At 44.9% G+C, this 733-nt stretch carries 1 protein-coding gene; it reads left to right on the top strand.

The features are described 5' to 3' along the window. The coding region (locus tag R7O13_RS26700; protein ID WP_318305189.1) for an ABC transporter permease at positions 1-733 on the top strand (733 nt) is incomplete at both ends.

The following is a 733-nucleotide window of genomic DNA, read 5'->3' as shown; positions in this document are numbered from 1 at the left end:
CGCCGTATCCGATCTTGATCAGTCAAGATTTGGCGTCTTACATGAACTGGCAAGACGGCGACTTTATTGAGTTGAATGATGGTAGCCGTCTTGGTCCTGTTCAAGTGGATCAAAACAAGCTCTTATCAGGTACACGTTTAGTTACCGACATTTCTTTATTAAGAATGTTGAAGCGAAGCTCGGGCCTTTCAGCGATTTCATGTGGCGAGATGCCAGAAGAAAAACTGATCGCATTAAAAAACATACTGCCAAATGGCATGACTTTGGTTCGAAACACTCGTACTGAGCTTGAATCTTTGACCAAAGCATTCCACATGAACCTAACCGCGATGGGGATGTTGTCGTTTTTGGTTGGACTGTTCATCTTCTATCAAGCGATGTCATTGTCTTTTATTCAGCGTCAGCGATTAGTCGGCATTTTGCGTCAAACCGGTGTGAATGGAACCCAATTGGCGCAAGCGCTATTACTTGAGCTCTCGATACTCGTTTTGGTCGCTTGGGCTTGCGGTAACTTCTTTGGACTCATGTTAGCGAACGAGTTGATCCCAGCAGTATCTTCCAGTTTGAGCGATCTATATGACGCCAACGTTGGCCTTACTATCGGTTGGTCGTGGCAGTCGAGTTTATACAATTTGATTATGTCGGCAATGGGCGCTCTGATTTCCTGTTTGTGGCCACTGATTCGATTGTTGAAATCGCAACCAATTCGCTTGTCTTCGCGTTTATCGTTAAT

This window comes from Vibrio sp. Y176 (assembly GCF_033438945.1).
The sequence above is the reverse complement of the archived record's forward strand: the minus strand, read 5'-3'. Positions and strand labels throughout refer to the sequence as shown.